This window comes from Aquimarina sp. AU119 (assembly GCF_900312735.1).
Classification (GTDB): domain Bacteria; phylum Bacteroidota; class Bacteroidia; order Flavobacteriales; family Flavobacteriaceae; genus Aquimarina; species Aquimarina algiphila.
On the sequence record NZ_OMPF01000001.1, the window covers coordinates 300721 to 319641 of the forward strand.

General features: G+C 31.5%; 20 protein-coding genes. 7 read left to right on the top strand and 13 right to left on the bottom strand.

Going from position 1 to position 18921, the window contains the following annotated elements; translation table 11 throughout:
- Nucleotides 1–3: 3 nt before the first annotated feature.
- Together DK442_RS01205 and DK442_RS01210 are read right to left on the bottom strand one after the other, a co-directional pair.
- Nucleotides 4–1056, bottom strand: a complete 1053-nt coding sequence (locus DK442_RS01205; protein ID WP_109434016.1) for a DUF2911 domain-containing protein — start codon at nt 1054–1056, stop codon at nt 4–6.
- A 244-nt stretch (nt 1057–1300) separates the two neighbouring features.
- Nucleotides 1301–1774, bottom strand: coding sequence for a hypothetical protein (locus DK442_RS01210; RefSeq protein ID WP_109434017.1), 474 nt, complete (start codon nt 1772–1774; stop codon nt 1301–1303).
- A 99-nt stretch (nt 1775–1873) separates the two neighbouring features.
- Between DK442_RS01210 and DK442_RS01215 the strand changes: the two genes are divergently transcribed.
- Both DK442_RS01215 and DK442_RS01220 read left to right on the top strand, forming a co-directional pair.
- Nucleotides 1874–2986, top strand: a complete 1113-nt coding sequence (locus DK442_RS01215) for a sensor histidine kinase (RefSeq protein WP_109434018.1) — start codon at nt 1874–1876, stop codon at nt 2984–2986.
- Nucleotides 2983–3738, top strand: a complete 756-nt coding sequence (locus DK442_RS01220) for a LytTR family DNA-binding domain-containing protein (RefSeq protein ID WP_109434019.1) — start codon at nt 2983–2985, stop codon at nt 3736–3738. Before DK442_RS01215 ends, DK442_RS01220 begins: the two co-directional genes overlap by 4 nt.
- An 82-nt stretch (nt 3739–3820) precedes the next feature.
- Here the strand turns inward: DK442_RS01220 and DK442_RS01225 are convergent, their stop codons facing one another.
- The 6 genes from DK442_RS01225 to DK442_RS01250 all read right to left on the bottom strand — a co-directional run bounded on the left by DK442_RS01225 (nt 3821) and on the right by DK442_RS01250 (nt 8292).
- Nucleotides 3821–4642, bottom strand: a complete 822-nt coding sequence (locus DK442_RS01225; protein WP_109434020.1) for an MOSC domain-containing protein — start codon at nt 4640–4642, stop codon at nt 3821–3823.
- Nucleotides 4643–4671: 29 nt separating this feature from the next.
- Nucleotides 4672–5082, bottom strand: a complete 411-nt coding sequence (locus tag DK442_RS01230) for a nuclear transport factor 2 family protein (RefSeq protein ID WP_200825072.1) — start codon at nt 5080–5082, stop codon at nt 4672–4674.
- A 164-nt stretch (nt 5083–5246) separates the two neighbouring features.
- Nucleotides 5247–5999: a LytTR family DNA-binding domain-containing protein gene (locus DK442_RS01235; protein WP_109434022.1), complete on the bottom strand. Its 753-nt coding sequence runs from the start codon at nt 5997–5999 to the stop codon at nt 5247–5249.
- Nucleotides 5980–7062, bottom strand: coding sequence for a sensor histidine kinase (locus tag DK442_RS01240; RefSeq protein WP_235010881.1), 1083 nt, complete (start codon nt 7060–7062; stop codon nt 5980–5982). Before DK442_RS01240 ends, DK442_RS01235 begins: the two co-directional genes overlap by 20 nt.
- A 10-nt stretch (nt 7063–7072) precedes the next feature.
- On the bottom strand, nt 7073–7873 hold the full coding sequence (locus tag DK442_RS01245; protein WP_109434024.1) for a hypothetical protein: 801 nt from the start codon (nt 7871–7873) through the stop codon (nt 7073–7075).
- A complete protein-coding gene (locus tag DK442_RS01250; RefSeq protein ID WP_109434025.1) occupies nt 7870–8292 on the bottom strand; it encodes an ABA4-like family protein in 423 nt (140 codons plus the stop codon). The genes DK442_RS01245 and DK442_RS01250 overlap by 4 nt, the downstream gene beginning before the upstream one ends.
- A 354-nt stretch (nt 8293–8646) precedes the next feature.
- Here DK442_RS01250 and DK442_RS01255 point away from each other — a divergent pair, with 354 nt between their 5' ends.
- Entirely contained in the window at nt 8647–9717 is a 1071-nt protein-coding gene (locus DK442_RS01255; RefSeq protein WP_109434026.1) for a DUF5700 domain-containing putative Zn-dependent protease, read from the top strand.
- 104 nt (nt 9718–9821) lie between these two features.
- Here the strand turns inward: DK442_RS01255 and DK442_RS01260 are convergent, their stop codons facing one another.
- The 5 genes from DK442_RS01260 to DK442_RS01275 all read right to left on the bottom strand — a co-directional run bounded on the left by DK442_RS01260 (nt 9822) and on the right by DK442_RS01275 (nt 14380).
- Nucleotides 9822–10388, bottom strand: coding sequence for an RNA polymerase sigma factor (locus tag DK442_RS01260; protein ID WP_160114004.1), 567 nt, complete (start codon nt 10386–10388; stop codon nt 9822–9824).
- A 318-nt stretch (nt 10389–10706) separates the two neighbouring features.
- Nucleotides 10707–11375 (bottom strand): response regulator transcription factor, encoded by a 669-nt coding sequence (locus tag DK442_RS01265; protein ID WP_109434028.1) that lies wholly within the window; start codon nt 11373–11375, stop codon nt 10707–10709.
- Between the two features lie 12 nt (nt 11376–11387).
- Nucleotides 11388–13367: a tetratricopeptide repeat-containing sensor histidine kinase gene (locus DK442_RS01270; RefSeq protein WP_109434029.1), complete on the bottom strand. Its 1980-nt coding sequence runs from the start codon at nt 13365–13367 to the stop codon at nt 11388–11390.
- A 32-nt stretch (nt 13368–13399) separates the two neighbouring features.
- On the bottom strand, nt 13400–13564 hold the full coding sequence (locus DK442_RS28035; protein ID WP_160114005.1) for a hypothetical protein: 165 nt from the start codon (nt 13562–13564) through the stop codon (nt 13400–13402).
- A 570-nt stretch (nt 13565–14134) separates the two neighbouring features.
- Complete coding sequence (locus DK442_RS01275) at nt 14135–14380, bottom strand: hypothetical protein (RefSeq protein WP_109434030.1); 246 nt, start codon at nt 14378–14380, stop codon at nt 14135–14137.
- An 812-nt stretch (nt 14381–15192) separates the two neighbouring features.
- Here DK442_RS01275 and cobW point away from each other — a divergent pair.
- Genes cobW through cobJ form a run of 4 tightly spaced genes read left to right on the top strand, consistent with a single transcriptional unit; the run spans nt 15193 to nt 18917 of the window.
- Nucleotides 15193–16278, top strand: coding sequence for a cobalamin biosynthesis protein CobW (gene cobW / locus DK442_RS01280; protein WP_109434031.1), 1086 nt, complete (start codon nt 15193–15195; stop codon nt 16276–16278).
- A 4-nt stretch (nt 16279–16282) separates the two neighbouring features.
- Complete coding sequence (locus DK442_RS01285) at nt 16283–16870, top strand: cob(I)yrinic acid a,c-diamide adenosyltransferase (RefSeq protein ID WP_109434032.1); 588 nt, start codon at nt 16283–16285, stop codon at nt 16868–16870.
- Nucleotides 16871–16872: 2 nt separating this feature from the next.
- Nucleotides 16873–17565, top strand: a complete 693-nt coding sequence (gene cobI, locus DK442_RS01290; RefSeq protein ID WP_160114006.1) for a precorrin-2 C(20)-methyltransferase — start codon at nt 16873–16875, stop codon at nt 17563–17565.
- On the top strand, nt 17562–18917 hold the full coding sequence (gene cobJ, locus DK442_RS01295) for a precorrin-3B C(17)-methyltransferase (RefSeq protein WP_109434034.1): 1356 nt from the start codon (nt 17562–17564) through the stop codon (nt 18915–18917). The genes cobI and cobJ overlap by 4 nt, the downstream gene beginning before the upstream one ends.
- Nucleotides 18918–18921: the final 4 nt, after the last annotated feature.

The following is an 18921-nucleotide window of genomic DNA, read 5'->3' on the forward strand; positions in this document are numbered from 1 at the left end:
ATTTTATTCTTTTTCAATTTTAGCAATAACTCCATCTAAATATGCATATTGATTTTGAGGTGCTTTTTGTTTCGCTTGCTTATAAAACTTCAAAGCCATTTTTTTATTTCCACTTTTTAAATACGCTTCTCCTAAACTATCGGTAAATCCCCAAATAAAAGGGTGACTCTGATTTTGTTTGATATTGAAGGAAAAAACTTCAATTGCTTTTTTAGTTTTGCCCATGTTTAACAACTGGTAGCCGTAATTATTCAATTGATTTGGAGTCCCCATTGGAATGGCCTCTTCCATTATTTTTTCTGCAAGATCTGGTTTTCCTTTTTTCATTAGTAAACCGGCTTTAACCTGTAAGTTACTAAATCCTTTACTTGCATTTATAGACTTGTCAATCCAAGCCATTGCTTCTTCGGGATTGACATCATTTTGCAAGCAATAATTTGCGGCCTGCATATGACCACGCCAACCAAAACCTGCCAATCCTTTTAATTCTTGTCGAATATTATTCAATACTACGGTAGTAACATCAAATTCTATTTTAAAAGGTATTTTAGTTTTTTCCCATTGCAAAGAAGCTGTTAGACTTTTATTTCCACGCTCTGTAAAATCATAGTTTAACCATTCTTGAAAAGGAATTGTTTCTGGTTTTACAGTTACTTGTAATGCAATCTCTTTTTCTAAAGGGATATTCGTACCCCAGGATTTTGAAAATTTTGAAAATAAAACTTTAACCTCATCTCTATCAGGAATCATATATAACCCATAAGTACCTGCTGCTATAGGCTTGCCTTCTATCATAGCATCGTGTGTAAAATGTATCGTTGTATTTTCGTTTGCTCCTGCACGCCAACCTGTGCCATAGGGTACTATGTTTCCAAAGATTTGCCTCCCTCTTACACTAGGACTATGATAAGTAATCGTTACATCAGAAAGCCCCAAACGTTGAGTTATTGTTGATTGTTGACTCACACGAGGTAAGCTAATATTTTGTGAATATGTGATTGAAGTTATTACTGTAAAAAACAATACTAATACTATTTTTGATGCTACACTTTTCATGATTGTATGGTTTTATATATGTCACAAATGTATTGGACAGAATATGTTCATACCATAAAATTGTGATCAACGGTTAGTTTTGTGATCAACCGTTAAAAAAGAAGAAATAAAGATTATATTGTATAGCTTCTGATAGATTAATTTAAGTAAACTAACCATCCATCACAAAACCAACAGAACGTCACATTTACATTTCCTGAAGATTGTACTTCAATTAATTTTGTGGATTAATAATAGAATTATGTTAATTAGTAGTAAACCCTGCAGAAATGATCTCTCTTTTAATATCATATTCTTTATTATCATAACATAATATAGAATTACCAATAGAGATTTTTTCGTTAGGATTTATGGTATACGCTCTAACCATAGTTGCGTTGGGGTTTCCAGGAAAATTAAAACTAGCTTCTATGGCTAATGTTATAATTTTATCGGCAGTATTCGATAAAAATAAAACATTACCACAATCACTGGGATGTTCGCTTATAGATAGATTAGAAATTGCTTCTTGACCGTATAGATCACCATGTGCATCAAATCCTCCACTTTTATTGGAAAAAAGTTGATGATAAATTTCAAGATAAGATAACTCACTAATGTCTTTCTGTTCTTTTTCAGTAGAATTTACATTAATTTTATCTGAATTTTGTTTATCACTTTTACAATTTGTAAAAATTGTGAAAGGTAAAAGACAGAGTATAATAATGTAAAATTTCATTTGGAAATATTTAAAATTGAACTCATAACAAATATATAGATAATTTTAAAGGATACTAATTAATGACCTTCGATAGGGCAAAATTGCTAATGTCAATTTATGCATTTAACTAAAAAGTTATATTATAAAAATTTACCTATATCTATAAAAAAAATAGTTTGGGGAGCATTGGCGACAAGTATATTTTTTGTTTTAAAAGCATATACCAACCATTTAATCAATGCATACAATTATGAGTTTAGCTGGGTACTAATTTCATTAAAAACAGGGATTACATATTTTATCTGGGTGGTTTTAACACCTTTAGTCTATCAACTAACTAATACTCTTCAAAATACTAAAGTGAATATTAGTATTAAAATCTTTAAATTTTTATTAGGAGCAATGCTTCTTGCTTTTTTTCATCAATTACTTATTTCGAGGTTGAATGATGGTATATACTATCTTAATAGTGGTTATTTCAAATCTTTTTTGGGGCATAATAACCTTGTTGTACTTGTGATTGGTAGTTTTTCAAGTTTTATAGAACTTCTTGTGATTTCGGCCGTTTTTTTGGCTTCGGACTATCAAAAAAAATACATATTAAATCAAAAAGCACTTATAGCTGCCCAACTTAATGCTTTACGAATGCAGTTACAACCTCATTTTTTATTCAACACCTTACATTCTATTGCCGCAATGATCGATATTGACACCAAAAATGCTCAGAAAATGTTAAGCAAATTAGGGCTTTTATTACGCAATATGTTAGAGTATGATGCAGAACAAATGGTAACCGTAAAAGAAGAACTCAACTTTATTAAAGATTATCTGGATCTTGAACAGGTGCGCTATCAAGACAGAATAACTATAAAATATAATATTTCTGAAGAGACTTTATCATTAAAAGTACCTAGTATGATTTTCCAGCCTTTGGTAGAAAATGCAATCAAATATGGGGTCATTACAACTGTAGATGAGGGGGAAATTAACATCAATATACATTTAGAATACTGTGATATACTGCAAGAACGAGGGTTAATATTAGAAATAACCAATACCGTACATATACAAAATGGTTATAAAAAACCCGAAGGAACTGGCTTAGGCCTTAAAAATGTTAATAAAAGACTGCAACAGTTTTATGACAATACATATACTTTCAATGCTCATTTTGAAACTCCTGATGTATACATAGCAAAAATAATAGTCCCTATAATCAAACAATTATGAAACTTAGATGTATTATAATTGATGACGAATACTTGGCTAGACAACGTCTACTAAAACTTCTTGAAAATTTTGAAGATCTTCTGGTGGTTGCGACATGCAAAAATGGAAAAGACGCTTTAGAAAAAATTACGTTGAAGGAGCCTGACTTGATCTTTTTAGATATCCAGATGCCTGATATGAATGGGTTTACTGTTTTATCAAAATTACATTTAAAACCTTATGTTATATTTACCACTGCTTATGATACTTTTGCATTAAAAGCATTTGAAATTAATGCAGTTGACTATCTCTTAAAACCATTTGATGAAGATCGCTTAAGTATCGCAATAGAGCGTATTATCCAGCTAAAAAAAAGAAAAGAGTCCTCTCTTTTAGAAGATCAAATCAAGAAACTTCTCTCCACATACCAATCTACTCAAACAAATTACTTACATAAAATTACCCTTAAAACCAGAGGTAAAGATGTAACTATTTTTATTGATGATGTTATCTGCTTTAAAAGCGATGGAAATTATGTTAAGATAATCACCGAAGCCAAAACTCATCTTCATAGAATTACAATGAACACTTTATATAAAAACCTGGATACTAATCAATTTTTGAGAATTCACAGATCCATAATATTAAATAAAATCTATATAAAACAATGCACATATGTCAATAACAATGAGTTTAGATTTGTGCTAAAAAATGGAGAAGAATATATTTCATCTCGCAAATACAGTACTTCTATTACAGCATATTTGTCTTAACTAATTGCTTTTTACGTTACGGTATTTATTTATACCCTAAATGAAGTGTTTTTTATTTAATTCTCACCTTTTTATCTTCATATCAATGAGTTTGTGAATCATTGTATCTAAGGTTTACAGGTTCTAATATTTCTATGGTATCTCTTAATATAATCTTTTTTCCTTTTTCTGTATCTGGTAAATATGTATTCACAGTCAAATGATACATACTTCCATAATGTGCCAAATCACTATTTTCTGGTAAACTTTTGGCTCTGCTTTTCATCATTTTTCTAGCAAACGATCGATCTGATTCTCCTGTAAAAGGGTCTTGTGGAGGGACATTGCATCTCGCTCTTGGGCTTACTCCTATCATTTCGACATCACCTATTTTAAAACGCATTCCAATTCCTGGAGTTTTAAATAGTTTTTCTTCCCAAAATTCGGCAACACCTTCGATTTCTATATTTGCTCTAAAACGTAGTCGAATATTTTCAAGTGAATAGCTATTTAGGTCTTTGTGTATAGAAACTAAAGACTTTTTACTCACTATAGTTACACTACTTGCTGAAGGAATATCCATTAGCTCTCCTTCAGTTCGATGTATTAGAATTACTTTTAGATCAAAAAAATTGGATAGATAAGCATCCAGATCTGTATTACCTTCTCTAAGTTCGAATTCACTTATATCACCGCCTTCTCGATGGGATAATTGTACAATTCCTTTTTGCAGATCGTATGTAGCTTTTAATTCATTGACCCTACCTGTGCGTTTACCATTGACATAGCGACCATCTTCAGCAACCATTGCATAGGCTCTATCATACTTAAGAGATCGTATTCCTATTTCTGCTTCAGAAACTTCAATAGGGTCAAGAGATTTTATTGGATAAATACGAATTTTGGATACATAAGGATTTTTCATAATTTATAGTATACATTTAATGCTCATAACTACAATTTTCTATCCTCTTCAGAAATAGGGAGGTCGTTAATACTAGCATAACGTTTTTCCATCAGTCCGTTTTCATCAAACTGCCAGTTTTCATTTCCGTATGCTCTAAACCATTGACCTTCGTTATTGCGATATTCATATTCAAACCGAACAGCGATTCTATTTTCTCTAAATCCCCATAGTTCTTTTTTAAGTTTATACTCTAACTCATGATCCCATTTATTTGCTAAAAACGCTTGTACCTCATCTCTACCATTGATAAAATCAATACGGTTTCGCCATTCTGTATCTTTACTGTAGGCCATAGATACTTTTACAGGATCTTTACTATTCCAGGCATCTTCTGCCATTTGGACTTTCTGTTTTGCAGTTTCCTCATTAAATGGAGGAAGTGGATGTTTTTGTTCCATTATTATTTTATTTTTTAACCTTTAGCTAATATTCTTTCTTGTTGAAAACATCTTAGTCGTATCAACATTACAAAGCTTAGAAGTATAAATACCTTTTCTTTAAAAAATAAATATGGAGACTCAATTTTTAAAAGTGAAGAATTGCTTTAATATGAAAATAATGGTTATTTATTCATCCATTCTTTAAAATCACTTGTCTTTTGTCTGCTAACAATAAACCCTTGATCTCTTGGATTCAAAACAGAAAGCTTAACTCGGTGATTAAAATATGGTTCTATTTTCTGAATTGAATTTTTAGAAATAATTTGTCCGCGATTAATTCTATAGAATTGATCATGATCCAAAGAGTTAAATAATTGATCCATGGTCTCATCAATAATATATCTTTTACCAGAAGTTACTCCAAAAGTGATGCTTTCTTGAGAATAAACATATAAAAGATCTGAAATTCTAATTTGTACAAATCCGTTTCCATCTTTAACAAGAATCCCTTCTCGTATACTGGTTGATTGTATACTCCCCAAGAGTTGTTTTAATATAGCAGGCTCTAATACATTTGGTTTATTTGATTTATTGAATTTATTTAACGCAATACCTAATTCATTTTGTTGAATAGGTTTTAGTAAATAGTCTATGCTATTTACTTTAAAAGCCTGAATCGCATATTGGTCAAAAGCTGTTGTAAAAATAATTGGTGCTTCTACGTCAATTTTCTGAAAGATTTCAAAACTCAATCCATCAGCCAATTGAATGTCCATGAATACTAAATCCGGGGTAACATGTTTTTGAAACCATAATACCGCGTCTTCAACCGTATCAATTATATCTAACAGTTGATAATCGAAATTACATACTTTTAGCATGTTCTGTAATTGATTTGCTGCTCTTGGTTCATCTTCAACGATCAGTATATGCATAGTTATTTTTTTGATTAGACAATTTTAATAACGGAAGGGATACTATAAATCGATTTCCTTCATTTTTGATTTCAAGTGTTTTACTAGAAATTAATGCGTATCGTTTTTTAATATTCTTTAACCCAACTTTGGTTGATGGTAGTTGAGTAGATTTTGGTTGCATCTTATTATCAACTATTAAATGGTTATCCTTTACTCCTACATTGATTACTAATGGTTTTGCTTTAGAAATTACATTGTGTTTAATTGCGTTTTCTAATAAAAGTTGCAAACTCATTGGCACAATCATCTCATCTAATGAAACTTCAGAAATATTCCAATTCAGTTTTAAATTGTCTCCAAACCTTTCTAATTGTATATGGATATAAGCTTGAGCAAATTTTAATTCCTCTCGTAGCGAGGTAAGGTTAATCCTTCCAGATTCTAATATAAAACGATATACATCTGATAATTTATCTACAAATTCTTTTGCCTCCTTCTTAGAGTTTTGATCAATAATATCTCGAAGTGTATTGAGTGTATTGAACAAAAAATGAGGTTGTGCTTGATTTCTTAGTGTGTCTAATTGCACTTGTACAATTATTTGTTTTGCCTCTTCCTCTTCTCGAATAGACTTTTTAAGTCTTAAATTATAATAAATGGCTTCATATATTGCCATAGTCATTGTACTAATTATAATAATAGGTAATAATACTTTAGAGGCGCTAATAGGATTATAATTTTTATCAAAAATAAATGACAACAGTCTATTTCCTAATACATCCACCAATATTACGGTACTAACAATGGCAATAAACAATAGTATAAGTCGCTTTAAGTCATCTTTTAAATCAGGGTATTTCTTTCGTAAAAGAATGATTATCGCACGTATAATAAACCAATCACAAATGGTCATGAATAGCGATGTACTCCAATTCATAACAGCTTCTGCAAAAGGAAAATGAACAAATGAATTATTAAAGAGAAAGTCTGTAATAAAACTTAGGACTAAAATACCAATCACAACAAACCAAAAATCATTAAAACCTAAATATTTTATACGTTTCTCCCTGTTGATTAGCATTATAATTTAATTACAGTTTAATTAAAGCCATACCTTGTTTGGCTTGATAGAAAGTAAACCCAATCCATGTTGCATATAATAATCCAAAAATAGTTACAGCAATAATCTGATTTCTACTTTTTGTATTCCATTTCTTAGATAGCCATAATGCGAATAACGGAATTATTTGTATGCCATGCAATCCAAAAAAGTGCGCTATCCTTAAATCCCCTCCAACGGTACTCCAATTAACCAATGGCAGCCCCGCTCCACCATCTGCTACACCAACATTATGAGACAATTGACTTATCATTTGACCACCTATCCAGCTGCCTATAACTATAATTATCCAACCTAGTAATATTGCCCATTGTACCGATGCGGTAGTTTTTAATTTTAACCTAATAGTTTCGAAGATAAACAATACCATGATTAAAACATTTATTCCAATCAAAATACCCATCGCTGCAAAAAGCAAACCATCGAACAAGGAAGATTGGTTATAATGAGATTGTACCCCTCGAGATGCCTGATAAATGATAATACCTATTTCTAATAATAAGGTCCATGAATTGATATTATTTAAGATATTTTTCTTCCTTTTAGAAAAAGGATATAATGTCATAAGGTATCCTACCGTCAAGATATAAATACTACCAGAAATTGAGAATTTCAGTGGTTTAATCCAAACATTCACTCCCATTAGTGTTCTATCATCTACCAGAAGTCCTATTATACATCCAATAGCAGAAATTAGAAGGGTAATTACTATCCAATATAATATTGGACTTTCTTCTTTTACTGTGCTAAATATTTTTTTAATGTAGATCATGATTGTTTTTGTTTAAATGCTCTGATAATCATAAAAAGTAGGAACCCAACCGGACCAAACATAAATGTTGCAAAAAGACAGGGAGCCATTATTAATTGATGAATACCTAGTTTTTTATTTTGATCTAGCATCCACATACCTACTACAAGATCAAAAGCGAGGTAATGCACCCAGCCGGCGAGAACGGCATTTTCTTCTGTAAATAATGCCATGACCGAACTAAGGCTACCAAAATCCATCATCCCACCTATCTGTATCGCTAGAAAAATATAGATGGCATATACTGCAGATAACAGCAATGGAATTACTTTAAAATCAATTAAAAACCTAGTGACTTTCCATTTAGGTAACAGGATCATCAAGATCCACATGGGCATAGCAGTCATATTTGCAAGTGAAAAAACTTCTGTGGGTGTCATATTTATTTATTTTTAAAAAAGGTATAATTTGATTAGTTGATGGTTCAAATATGGAATGGTTTGACAGAAAATGAAATGAGTTTAAGTTCAACCGTCGTTAAATCCACTTGAATCGTAACATTTCTCTTTCAATCCAAAATGGTGCTCGTCCAAATAATGAATGACCCTGCAGGTTGATACTAAAAGAGGTATCAAATTACTCATCTACCAAAGCATGTTAAATGTATTTTTAGGATCAATCCCTTTAATAAAAACCACCCTGCTTTCCTTTTTATAAAATAAAACCAGTCTATAACTGTAACCTTACTTATTTATATGTATCTATACTTTATAACACTCAATTCAAAAAAAGTAATGAAAAAGATATACCTTATCCTGATGGTTCTTTTATCTCTTCCAAAACTATATACGCAAGAGATTAATATTTCATATGATTATTCTTCTGTGAAAAAACTAATAGAGATATTGGATAGTGATGAGCTTAATGAAAAGGATTTTAAAGAACTGGTTGCACTGCATGGTACCAAAGCTTATTTAAGAAAGTTGTCTACTTTTTTTCCAGGGATTAATGAATCTAGCTTTAAAAAAAGTTTAACAGCTGCATTAAAAGGAGAATATCTGGACAAAGACCCTTTTATGTTTAGCAAACTGACACCTCTTATTCCACATGCACAAAAACTCCTTGCAGAAGTGATTCAAAAAGAAAAAGAACTTGCCAAAAATTCAGTATTTCTATTAAAAGAATATTCTCCTAAAAATGTAAAGTTGGATGTTACTGTATATATGATTTTAGGTGTTATTGGTGGTGGTTGGACTTTTGATGATGCTCCTAATTCATTTTATGTCGATTTTGCTTCTATGAAAGGTGATTATAATGGATTATCATACTTATCAACACATGAACTATTTCATTTAGTCCAATATCAATACATGAATGAATCTCCAGAACAAAGTTCTGATAAAGTGAATTCTCTTTTGGATCAAATGATAAGAGAAGGAACTGCTACATATGTAGCCGATTTTTCAAAAATCTCATCTTCTGGACCGTATATTGATTTTAGTAAAAAGGAATATAGTAGAAATTTTAGACGAATGGAAACTAACTTTGCTCTTCTGGAGACAATTCTATTCCGGGCAAAACATGATGCTACTGTAAACATCGATTTGCTTTACAATATTGGTCTTAGTGGAATGTACCAAAGTCCAATGTATTATGTAGGATATCATATGATTAAATTAATTGAGAAATATAATGATAAACCAGAACTTTTAGCCTTATTACGCAAACCTCCTGTAGACATCATTCTTAGCTATATACAACTATGCGAAGCTTATAAGGATAAAGATAATGAGTTTGTAGTATTTTCTGAAACGACTGTAAAAATTCTGGAATCAATGAAAAGTCAAGAAAGCAACAAAAAATAAAATGATTCAATTAAAAATCACCATTACATTATAGTTTTCTTTTTGTTTAAAATAGTACTATTTAAATATAAATAAACTTAAGGGTAGTATAATTTTAATCTGAATTAACATATGGCCCTTAACTCTTCATACATTGGGTCTTTTTCGATCATTTTTAATAATTGTCTTTTTGCCTCGAATTTCTTTTTTCTAGTATACCCTTCAGAATATCCTGTGATTATCGATATTTCTTTCATTGATTTCCCTTCAAAAAAAAGATATAATAGTTTCTTATTATCTGCACTCAGCTTCTGAAAGTGTTTTCTATAGAGGTGTTCTCGTTCTTGATTTTCAATATTAGCTATTAAAGGATCATTAATTCCTTCTTCAAAACGATTTTGTCCGTCATCGATAATAAGTTTTTCTTTTTTCTTTAACCGATTTCTCCAAAGGTTTCTGCAAATACCATAAAAATAAGTTTTTATAGGTACTCTGATTTCTAAAAGACCTGATCTTAACTTCTGATATAATACAACCAAAGCGTCCTGAAAAACATCTTCTACATCTTCCAGGTTTCCATAATTACGAAGAATATACCCTTGGATATATCGTATATTATCCCTGTAAAAACAAGTTAGTATTCTTTCATCTCCTTCAATAATTCCAGCTATGATTACTTGATCGTTGTTCATCGTTATAGTTAGTTTATACCGTTTCGAGATTATAGATAAGCTCTTCACCATTGATCATTCACTTGCTTTTACGATGCAAACATAAATTGACTATAACATATGTCCTTACAGATTTCTGTAATATGGTCTATTTTTTTGAAAAAAAACGTACCCTATACATTTATTAATCATGTTTAATACTTTATCAATCAATTTTAAAAATTGGTAAGAAGGAAGAATTTCTTTTACCTAATGATCCAAAGTATCAAATAATTGTTGTAGAAATCATTTACACAACTCGTTGTCTATTCTAGAATTTAATTAGTATTGTTTACACTGCTATAACAATCCTAAATCCTTTACAATAGCCACTAAATGAGTAGTGTTTTTGGCTTTAAAATCATCAAAAAGTTTACTGACTCTTTTGTCGATAGCGCTTTCACTATTCGGAGATATTTTTTGTTTTTTAAGCTTGATTCTGATTTCTTTTTTAGTAAACCCTTGTGATAATTCTTCTAGCAACATCATATCCAAATCATCAAGATGAATCATTGTATTTATTGCTGTATTATTAGTTAGTTCTGGTGGTCGTACAGTATTATTCTTATATACTCCATTCACACATGCTATTAATTCTTTTATTGCGTGCTGACCTTTACAGACATATCCATTGATGTCCAGTTTTTCGAATAACATATTAATTTTGTCTGGTCTATTTTCTTGAGAATATACAATCACTTTGATATCTGGTTGTACACTTCTAATATCCTTTATCAAATCGATCCCCGAAGCTCTGGTTTGAATTTTATGATCTTCTCTAAAAGAAAGATCTGTAATTAGTAATTCGAATGCTTCCTTGTCATTATAGGCTTTTCTGAATTTTAGATAAGCATCATCACAGTATTTGGCCTCCTGGATATTATGAATTCCAATTTTATCATTAAGTATTTTTATAATGCCTTGATTGGCAATTTCATAGTCTTCTGCCACCAATACTTTAGTAAACATTTTGCTAACTTTTTAATTAGGGATTTGTATCACGGCCTTGAAGCCTTTATCTTTTTCTGAATCAAAGATAAGAGTTCCACGTATAGCCTCAATACGCTTTTCTGTATTCCGAAGTCCATTTTTGGATTTTACATGTTCTTCTGCCATCCCTACACCGTTATCTGAATATTTAATCTGTAATGTATTATTTGTATTAGAAAACATTAATTTAACTAAACTCGCTTGACTATGCTTCTGCATATTCGTCATTAATTCCTGTAGCACTCTGTATACAGTTAGTTTTATGGTTTTATCCATATCATTCCAATCCATTTTGTCAAACCCAATAACAATCAATCGAATACCATTCTGCGCATAGTTTTGTAGCATGTTATTCAATTCTTCAGCATAGGCCTCTCCGGTTTCGAATTCATTATTTTCACGGGATATATCTCGTGCCCTTATATAAGTACTATTGAGTTTATCTTTAATTTGGGGGTCATGTGGATCATTCTGATATTGCAACATCACCTGGAAAATATCATTCCCCAGCTCATCATGTAAGCGTTTAGAAATACGAGTCTCTGTTTCATAACTAGCTTCAAATTGTGCTATTTTATTTTGCTGGTTGAGATGACGCATTTGTTGTCTAAAAAAGTAAACCACAAACCCAATACCAGTAAGCAATAATAAAATCCCAAGTAGATATATTGCGTTTTGATTACGAACTCTGGAGATTTTCCTGTTTTTCCGTTCATTCTCTTTTAGTAGGTTTTCATTCTCAAACCGTGTGGGTGCATAGATTTCTCGTGTCTTTTTTCTAAGCTCCATGAGCTGAAGGCTTGCTTCTTTAAAACGTTGATGGTCTTCTAAAGAATCTGGATCCAGTTCTGTAATCAAAGTCAACACTTCTAATGATGCTTCATAATCACCAAAATCTTTTATTGTTTGATAAGCCTCATGAGCATGATATTTTGCTTTTTCTAGATCTTTATTTCTGTAGTATTTAGTGAGATGTATATTGCTAGCAAATAGACCGAACTGATTATTTTCTTTTTGTCTAATGCTTAAGGCTTCTATAAGCATCTCTTCACTTTCAAAATTTTCAGGATTATCTAAAAATTTGACATGACCAAGATTACTTAGGATTTGTGCGTATTGTGTTTGTTTTTGAATTACATTTTCATCTTTTAGTAAGGTTTGTAAAATATCAATACTTTCCTTGTATTTTTTTTGTTTTGCCAAAATACTAGCCCGGGAGTTTCTAAAAATTGGTAAATTTTTTACCCCTATTTTATTTTTAGCAATTGAATCATTAAATAGATTTAAAATTTTAGAATTCCAAAGTAAAGCTTCCTCTTGATTTCCTAGCTCATAAAAAGATAGACCTATACTTTGATATAATCCAGATATAATTCTATGTCGAGAAGAACTTTCTACATACTTTAAACCGTCTGTAGCGGTTGTTTTACTGGCATTATAATCTCCTAAAGCAATCTGAATATTAGCCATAGACTTTAAACATTTACCTGCATTGATACTGTCTTTAAGGTTTCTAAGAATCTTAAACGATTGGTTATAATATTTAAAAGCTTCCAAGTAATTGTCAGTTTCTTTATAGAAATACCCGATTTTATAATACGCTTTTCCCAGATTATTACTATCGGTATTTTTTTGAGCGAGTTTTACCATCAAATTAGCTTGTCCAATTGCTTTTTGATAATGACCAGATTTGAATAAAATGTTTGATTTCAATCTAAGTCCTTTATATACTAATGAGTCCATATTAAGATTATTAGCAGCATTTAAAAAACTATCAATCGCTTCTAATTTTTCAGTTTCCGTATTGGATCGTTGAGAAGCTCGATTAAAATATGTGTTTAAAGTATCAATTTTTTTTTGTATTGGTATTGAAGATAAATTATTAGGTTTAGTATCAGTACGGCATGAATAACAAAGTATTATGAAAAAAACACCTAAAAAAAAGAGGGACGTAAACGTATATCGTTTCATCCCTCAAAAGTACTAAATTAAATTATTTGAATTTAATCTATATCGCCATCATCTTCCAATACGTCTTGATCTCCTTTAGTACTTAACACCTCAGTATGTAGTTTTTCATTTTCTGTCACACTATCATCGGGTGTACAAGAAGTAAGGTTAACGCATAGGAGTAGAGCTATTAATAATATGTGTTTTAAGGTTTTCATTGTGCTAAATTTTTTGTTTTCCAATTGTTTGGGGTACGCCCATAGGTGTCAACCCCAGATTGATATACTACTGTATACCCATACCTATGGGAATTAATTGATCGTTTTTGGGAAAGTGAAATCCTATACAGTCACCATACCCTACTTTCCCCTGTTGGGTAGCAGCGAGCTGTAGTTGGATTTTTTGGTGGGTCAGTTTTCTGTATTCTCTATACAATCCAGGTGTAAACCAAACATTTTGTTAGGCTCACATATACTGTGGGTATCGATTTTTAGATATACTCCGTTTTTAGGGGCCATTTATCCCAAGAAAACGTTATATAGATCTAAAAAATCTACATTGCTATAAAAAATACTGACTATTGATGTCGGTAACAGTTAGAGTACATAATCAAATACTAAGTGATTCTAAATAGTAGGTATATCATTGATTATCTTGGTTCGTTCTTCAAATTAGCATGCTAATATGATCTATTGATTGCTCCTAAAGAAATCGTTGTTTTTATTACTATTTTTCAATTTGTCTTGGGAGACAAACTCAATCGCTTATAATAATTACTCTTATAAAGCTTATGAAACTATAGCTTTACAAGAAGTGTAACTGCCTTTGATTACTACTTCATCTTCATGGAAATTCTTACTTATAAAGTGAAGTGTTTTTTCCAGTTCTTTGTTACCATCAGATTGGGTCATCTTTTCTGGAAGAGGATTTACAACCGAAGTATATAAACCCATTCCAAGGATGCTTCCGAATACATCGGCTAACAGGCAATTTCTGATCTCCTGCTCCTTGTTATAAAATTTATTATACTTCATTGTTTTTGTCTTTTTTTGTTATTGTTAATTGTTCTACAAAGATGCGAATATTTTTTAATATACGCAACTATTTTTTGAGTTTATTTTACTGAAAATCAAATAGTTAAACTACAAATTAAGCATAGAAATCCCTGTTCGTTTTACAACGAATTTTGGGTGTTTTGGTAATTATCTGTATATATGATACTTACTTTCCAATTTCTATTTTTTATGTACTAATCAATCTTTATTCATTCATTTAAAAAGTTTTACAATTTTGTTTTAATTCATTTAATTATAATTGACATTTCAATTCTTTTTATAGTATACTTACTATTCTACTTCATGATTTAGAATAGATCTTAAGGTTTTATTTTACTTTGCATCAAAAAATACTCCATAAAAAAAGCGTCCAATATATTGGACGCTTGCTATTCTGTATTAGTTCTCTAATTTATATCATTCTAAAAAATGATTAAAATAGCTACATAGCGTCCGATCATCGATAGATACTTCAGTAATCCATCGAGTATCACCTGTATTAAACAGTGACTTTATTATGATATGTATACTATTTGGTTTCATTGTGTTCTACAAATATTAATGATTCTAGTATTATTTTCCAAATTAAATCTTAAATATTTCTAACACCTATTATATTTTAGATACCACAGAATAAAAAAAGCCAACTGTTTGAAGCAAGTTTAGTTTTTATGAGACTTGATATGTAGAAGTCGAGCACATCAAAATTGTTATCATAAACATATTAGAATTTCCTTTTTCATTTAAGTTATAATAGATAGTTTTGTTAGGAATCATTTTTGACAAAATTTATGGCTTTAAACACTCAAAAAATACCAGTAACGATAATTACTGGTTTTCTAGGATCTGGTAAAACAACGTTAATACATAAAATCGCTAAAAATGCCAATGGTAGACGATTAGCAATTATCGTTAATGAATTTGGAGAATTAGGAATGGATGGTGAGATCCTAAAAGGAAATGATTGTGGATGTGAAGAGGAAAATATACTCGAATTGAGTAATGGATGTCTTTGCTGTACAGTTCAAGAAGAATTTCTCCCCACAATGCTTCAGTTAATGGAGCGTAAACAAGATATTGACCATATCATTATAGAGACTTCGGGGTTAGCATTGCCTAAACCATTATTGAAAGCGTTTAATTGGCCGGATTTAAAACCTCAAATAACAGTAGATGCAGTAATTACAGTTGTAGATTGTGTAGGACAAGCGACTGGAGAAATTTGTGATCGAGATAAAGTACAATCTCAACGTTTGGATGATGAAAACTTAGATCACGAATCTTCTATCGAAGAATTATTTGAAGACCAACTTTCTTGTGCAGATCTTATTGTAATGACCAAATCTGATTTGATTGATGATTCAGCATATACACAAGTACATGATATTATTCAGAATCGTGTAGGAGACAACATAAAATTAATTTCTGCTGTAAAAGGAGATATTCCTGTAGAAGTATTATTAGGAATCGATGCTAAGGCAGAAGATCATGTGGATAGTAAACATTCTCACCATGAAAATCATCATCACCATGATCATGATCATGACCATCACCATGATCACGATCATGACGAAACCATCAATTCTATAGTAATTGAAGTGAAAGCCCCACATACTCCCCAACAATTAGTTGATACGTTAAAATCACTAGTGGTTGAGCATCATATCTATCGAATCAAAGGGATTATTCATGTTCCTGGAAAACCTATGCGTATGATAGTTCAAGGAGTAGCTGATAGATTTGAGAATTATTTTGACAGAAAGTGGGCTGATGATGAAATAAAAGCTACACGATTAGTAATAATAGGAGAAGAAATAGAAGAAGAAAAATTACAGCAAGCGTTAGAACAAAAACTAATGACAACTATAGAAGCCTAGTCCTATGAAAATATATACACGAAAAGGAGACACTGGCATGACAGGTGTTTTTGGAGGAAAAAGAGAATCTAAGGATTCAGCTCGTATTGAATGTAACGGAGCATTAGACGAAGTCAACTCTACTATCGGGTTACTGCGATCAAAATTAGGCAATGATCATGAATGGCAACAAAACTTGCATAAAATCCAAAAGGATTTAATGGATATGATGTCTCATTTGGCAAGACCCTCTGATTCTAAAAAAGAAAACCCTAATCCAAAACCTATAGATGGAGCCGATTTTTGCGAACAATGGATGGATGATATGGAATCTAAAATAAGCTCTCCTTCAGATTATTTTCTACTACCAGGTGGAAACGAAATTTCAGCACTATGCCATGTATGTCGCACACAGATTAGAAGAGGAGAGCGCAGATTGGTAACGTTAATGCACGAAGATCCTGCATCTGTAGAAGAATATGTAGTCGCTTATATTAACAGATTGTCAGATTTGTTCTTCACCATGGCCAGAGCCGAAATGGATAAAGCAGGTGTTGCAGAAGAAAAATGGCAACTCTTCTTATATAAGCGAAAAAAGAAAAAAACGACATAATTTTGAATAGTATATACGGAATTGCCTTAGGGCCAGGAGATCCAGAGCTCCTTACCCTAAAAGCTTTACGAATATTAAAAGAAGTAGATCTTATTTTTTATCCCGGATCAATCACAGACGGAATAAAAAAAAGTTTTGTGTTTCCTATTCTACAATACCACAAGTTAGAAAACAAAGAACTAAGAGGTTTCTTTTTAAAAATGTCGAATGATAGAAAACAGGCTTCAGAAATTTATGACTCCACAGCAAAAGAAATTCAGGAAGCGTATCATTCAGGAAAAAAAATAGCCATTGTTTGTGAAGGAGATATTAGTTTATATGCCTCTTTCTCCTATATATTGGCCGAACTTCAAAACTTACAATTACCTGTATCATTAGTCCCTGGAATCAATTCTTTTTCTTTAGGAGCAGCGCAACATAAGATTCCGTTAAGTTTGCTCAATGATAAAATAGTTGTTATCCCCAGAGTTAAACATATCACAGAAATCACTACATATTTTTTAGAGTTTGATACCGTGATATTAATGAAAATAAGATCTGGGTGGAGTAATTTTCAATCAGAATTAGCAAAAAAAGATTGGAAATGTTACTATTGTGAACGTTTAGGAACCAAGCAGGAATATATAACAACAGATTTAACGACACTGACTCATAGAGAAATACCATATTTCTCTTTATTAATTATTAAAAAATGATCAAAGTTGTAGGGCTTGGCCCTGGACATTCAGACTATATTATCCCGATGGCTACACAAGCAATTTCTGAAGCTACGGTAGTAATTGGGTATCACTATTATTTTCAATTCATACAACATCTGGTTCATCCGGATGCTTTATGCATCGGAAAAGAACTTAGTGAGGAGGAAAAAAGAGCAGAAATTGCAATACAACATGCCTTAGAAGGAGAACATGTGGTCGTGATTGGTTCTGGAGATGCTAGTATATATGCAATGGCATCTATCGTATATCAAAAAGTTGCTGAGCAAGCATTAGATATTCCTATAGAAACAGTACCTGGGATTTCTGCTTTTATTACAGCAGGGAGTAAACTGGGTGCAATACTAGGTCACGATTTTTGTTGTATCTCATTATCTGATTTAATGACACCATGGACAACTATTGAGAAACGTATTCGCGCTGCGGCAATGGGTGATTTTGTAACAGGGCTATATAATCCTAAAAGCAAAAAACGATACTGGCAACTTCAAACTTTGCAACGTATTTATCTGGAGTATCGCTCCACTGAAACACCAGTTGCTATCTGTAAACAATTAGGAAGAACAGAAGAAGAAATCAAGATCACAACCTTAGGAGATTTTGATGTCAATGATGTGGATATGTTTTGTGTAGTACTTATAGGGAACAGTCAAACGTTTAACTATAGAGATCATTTGATCACTCCAAGAGGCTATTTAAACAGGAAACCAGAAACAGGATCAGAAATTCAACAAGCTAGTTTTTCTGAAATAACAAATAATATACCTCAAAACACACTAGAAAAAGATGCCCTTTGGGCGGCTATACGATGCATTCACACTTCGGGAGATTATGAGTACATCAAGTATTTGAAAACTTCAGAACAGGCAATAACAATTTGGCATAAATATCTTCAGTCTGGAGGTACGATTGTGACCGATGTTACTATGGTTCAAGCTGGTATCACAAAAGGGTATATTTCCAAATATAACAATAAAGTAGTATGCTTATTAAATGATCCTGAAACATTAAAATTAGCTGAAGAAGAAGGCTTAACAAGAACACAAGCTGGTATAAAACTAGCAGCGAAAAAATATCCAAAGGCATTATTTGTTATTGGCAATGCTCCAACTGCATTAATTGAAATCACGGATCAAATCCAGGAAGGCACCCTATCTCCAACAGGAGTTATCGGAGCGCCTGTAGGGTTTATCAATGTCATCGAATCTAAAGAAAGATTAAAAACAATAACAGAGATCCCATATGCTCTGATTACAGAAAAACGAGGAGGAAGTAATTTTGCTGCAGCTATTGTAAATGCAGCTTTTACTCTTGAAGAAGCTAAACTATAAGTAT